Annotated in this window: 4 protein-coding genes, 1 tRNA gene and 1 pseudogene; 3 read left to right on the forward strand and 3 right to left on the reverse strand. The window is 61.4% G+C overall.

The window, feature by feature from the left end:
- Positions 1-48: 48 nt before the first annotated feature.
- Positions 49-125, forward strand: a tRNA-Met gene (locus tag WAZ62_RS04565).
- 272 nt (positions 126-397) lie between these two features.
- On the opposite strand, the gene WAZ62_RS04570 is transcribed toward WAZ62_RS04565, so the two are convergent.
- The 3 genes and pseudogenes from WAZ62_RS04570 to WAZ62_RS04580 all read right to left on the reverse strand — a co-directional run.
- A complete protein-coding gene (locus tag WAZ62_RS04570) occupies positions 398-799 on the reverse strand; it encodes a PaaI family thioesterase (protein ID WP_109920203.1) in 402 nt (133 codons plus the stop codon).
- Positions 796-1,260, reverse strand: a complete 465-nt coding sequence (locus tag WAZ62_RS04575; RefSeq protein WP_109920204.1) for a PaaI family thioesterase — start codon at positions 1,258-1,260, stop codon at positions 796-798. Before WAZ62_RS04575 ends, WAZ62_RS04570 begins: the two co-directional genes overlap by 4 nt.
- Positions 1,257-1,415, reverse strand: a pseudogene (locus WAZ62_RS04580) (IS3 family transposase); the annotation flags it as partial. The gene WAZ62_RS04575 and the pseudogene WAZ62_RS04580, both read right to left, overlap by 4 nt.
- Positions 1,416-1,679: 264 nt before the next feature.
- Here WAZ62_RS04580 and WAZ62_RS04585 point away from each other — a divergent pair.
- Together WAZ62_RS04585 and WAZ62_RS04590 are read left to right on the forward strand one after the other, a co-directional pair.
- Positions 1,680-1,826, forward strand: coding sequence for a hypothetical protein (locus tag WAZ62_RS04585; RefSeq protein ID WP_166646478.1), 147 nt, complete (start codon positions 1,680-1,682; stop codon positions 1,824-1,826).
- A gap of 458 nt (positions 1,827-2,284) precedes the next feature.
- Positions 2,285-3,135 (forward strand): hypothetical protein (locus tag WAZ62_RS04590; protein WP_422642342.1); only part of this gene is annotated, 851 nt, incomplete at its 3' end.

A 3,135-nucleotide genomic window follows, 5' to 3' on the forward strand; every position in this document is an offset into this window, starting at 1 on the left:
GCCAGGCCTGCAAAGCATACAGATCCTCACAATGTCCACCACCACCAGCGCGGGGTGGAGCAGCCCGGTAGCTCGTCAGGCTCATAACCTGAAGGCCGTCAGTTCAAATCTGGCCCCCGCAACCAAATAAAGCCCGCACAAGCAATCGCTTGGCGGGCTTTTTGTTGTCTTTCCAATCCGCCCAGCCGAGCCCGTGGAAGCGACGTGGAAGCACCACAGAGGAAAGCGTGGCGTAGATGGTAGCGGCAATACGTCGCAGTAGGCATCATCGGCCGAACTGACCTGACCCCCGTGCTTCATCCAGCTGGAAGCAGAGATCCGTGGTTAGTGTAGTGGCCCCCTCTACATGCGGATTCCGACGCTATCCGGGGTATTCCGATTTGGAGCCGGCCACCGTTCATGCCCCAACGGAAAACAGGAAGCGCCCGATGCACACCAGCTTGTTTTCCAGGCGTAGTTGTACCGAGACGGTGGTAATGCGCCTCCCCGTCCGCACGACATTTGGCACGGCGCAAATCGTGCCGGCGAAAGCCGGCCGCAGGTAATCGAAGGTAAGCGTGGAGCAAGTCGGCAGCTCACCCCTCCCCAAGGAGCGTGCCAGATGAGTAGCTGCAACCACTTCGCCAAAGCTGGCAAGAACGCCACCATGGAAAGTCCGGATCATGGGGTTGCCGACATGAACTTCGCAAAAATCCATGAAGTAACGAGTCTTGCCGTCCACGGTCTCCTCGGTCAATCCCAGAAACTGATGAAAAGGTACCGCCGTACACTCCGGCATTTCCCGCGCCAATTCCGTCATGCTGCACTCCCTTGCGTCGAGTCGAACGCCGGCCCCAGGGTATCGATGGCAAAGGAGCCGGTAACCGTTGCAAGCGGCGTCTTGTTATCTAGCGCATAGCCTCGGCCGGCGATAAAGGCGACACTGTCCGTCCGGTCGATGCATTCGACCACCGCACGCAGGCCACTGCCCGCCGGAATAGGACGCAGGTAATCGACGCGCAGGTCGATGGTGGCGATCGGCCGGAGTGAGCCGAGCGCGGAGAAGATGGCCAGTCCGCACGTCGTGTCGAGCAGAGTCACCAAGGTGCCCCGGTGCAACGCTCCGCGGCCATCGGCCAGCGTCTCGGAAAACGGCATCGTCATTTCAGCCTTGGCGTTGGCCACTGCCACCACATCGATGCCGAAGGCGTTGAACAGCGGATGCTGTTTGCCGAAAAATGCCTTGGCAATGGCGGCAGCATGGTCCAGTTCCGGTTTCATATGCGACATGCCTCCTTCGCTGTGTCTCGCTGCGCATAATATCGCCGTTCTGCCTCGACCGGGATATATCCGATCGGCTCTAGAAGACCGAGATTGTTGAACCAGCCCACCTATTCGAGGGGCGTGAACTCGACGGTCTCGAAGGAGCGCCACGGCCTTGTAGAGGCCGTTGGGCGATGGGAGTGCGCATGAAGTGGACCGGCCGCGTTGCAAAGTGGCGTTGAGGATCTTGACGATCCCACCTTGGCAGACGCCCTTCTCGACCGCCTCGTTCACAACGCCCAGGGTTGGGTGAATCGGCTGGCGGCAGCCGGCGAAAGATGGGGTGACAAATAATCATTTTGGTGTATGTTGCCGCCAATATGAATATTTATCGGTCGTCAAGCCCCTGCCCTGGCGGGGGGGAGGGGAATAGAGCGATGCACTTCCTGAACACACTGTCGAACAGCAGCCCAGGGGCCATCCTCGACGAAGTCCTGTTCTTCATCGACACGGGCCCCGGCTATGTGGTGACCGTCATCGGCCTTTTCCTCGTCTGGTTCGCCTGGCGAGCGCTGATGAAATAAGTAGTGGCGCCCGTCGCCCGGCCGCTTGAACGCGAACTGACGCTGTGTCGCCAGAAGCGCTTCGAAGCGCGCGTCCGCGCCGCCTGGCTTCGCCACGATGCCCATGTCGAGGATACCGACTTCCGTGTCGTCCATGGCCTCGCGTGGCGGGCTCCTCCTCAAGCTCGCCCGTTGCGACTGGATCCGCGAGCGCCATGGAGAAGGCGCGGGAACCAGACCAGAGGCGTGGGCGGCGTGACTCAAATCAACTCGCCTCCGACAACCCCGGCGCGGTTCAAATTGGCTGGCGGCACCAGTGCAAACCAAGTGACAATAAATCATACCGGGTTATATTGTTGCCAACATGAATGTTTATCGGTCGGTCGACAAAGTTCCTGCCGCAGTGGGGCGTAAGGGGGTCTAAAATGACTGCAAAATCGAAACACGGAAAATCAATCACTGCCTGGCGCAGGCTCTTGGTGTCCGTCGGTCATGGAGCGCTGCTCGTTTCGGTCTTTCTCTCAGCCAGTCCGGCAGCAGAAGCACAGGACGCGGTTCCTGTTTCGAGCGACCAGTTTGGCCTCGGCAACCGCGCGGTCGCCGAATCCAATTTCCGCCTCGACTTCTTCGGTGGCGCGGACGAGAACGGTGGCACCTATGGCGGTGCACCCAGCCTGACCATTCCGCTGGGCGATCAGCTCGGCCTGCAGGTCGACGGCGTCGCCGGCGTGACTGCGGACGAGATCGGCTTTGCCGGCGGCGCCGCCCAGCTGTTCTACCGTGACCCGCAGAAGTTCCTGATCGGCGTCGCCGCCGGCGGCGTCTATGTCGACAGCGTGGCGCAATACGGCGTCGCGGCGATCGCCGAATATTATCTCGACAATGTCACCCTCGAAGGCATGGTCGGCTACGAGACGGGCGACGCCATCGAAGGCCTCTACGGCCGTGCCGGCCTGTCGGTCTATGCCAACCCGAACCTCCGTCTCGGCGGCGGCGTCAGCTACTCACGCGGCAATGAGCTGGGCGGCGACGTCCAGGTCGAAGCGCTGCTGACCGACATCCCGGGCATGGTGCTCTATGCCACCGGTATCTTTGACCAGCAGGGCGCCATGGGCCTGGCCGGTCTGCGCTTCTACCTGAATTCGAGCACCAACCTGCTGACCACTGACCGCACCAAGCAGCAGTCGGAACCGACCCTGATCGACATGCACCGTCACCTGAACCGGCCGAACTTCCTGTTCTCGGCGGGCTCTGGCTTCGGCATCCGGCAGATCAGCCTGGTGGGTGGCGCGCTCAACGGCCGCGACGGCTTCGGCGACGTGGGTGGCGG

Source organism: Zavarzinia sp. (assembly GCF_049306435.1).
Classification (GTDB): Bacteria; Pseudomonadota; Alphaproteobacteria; order Zavarziniales; family Zavarziniaceae; genus Zavarzinia.

Bases quoted from the DNA above. Each gene is read 5' to 3' on its own strand.
- WAZ62_RS04570 (WP_109920203.1), bottom strand. From the start codon at position 799: ATGACGGAATTGGCGCGGGAAATGCCGGAGTGTACGGCGGTACCTTTT.
- WAZ62_RS04575 (WP_109920204.1), bottom strand. From the start codon at position 1,260: ATGAAACCGGAACTGGACCATGCTGCCGCCATTGCCAAGGCATTTTTC.
- WAZ62_RS04585 (WP_166646478.1), top strand. From the start codon at position 1,680: ATGCACTTCCTGAACACACTGTCGAACAGCAGCCCAGGGGCCATCCTC.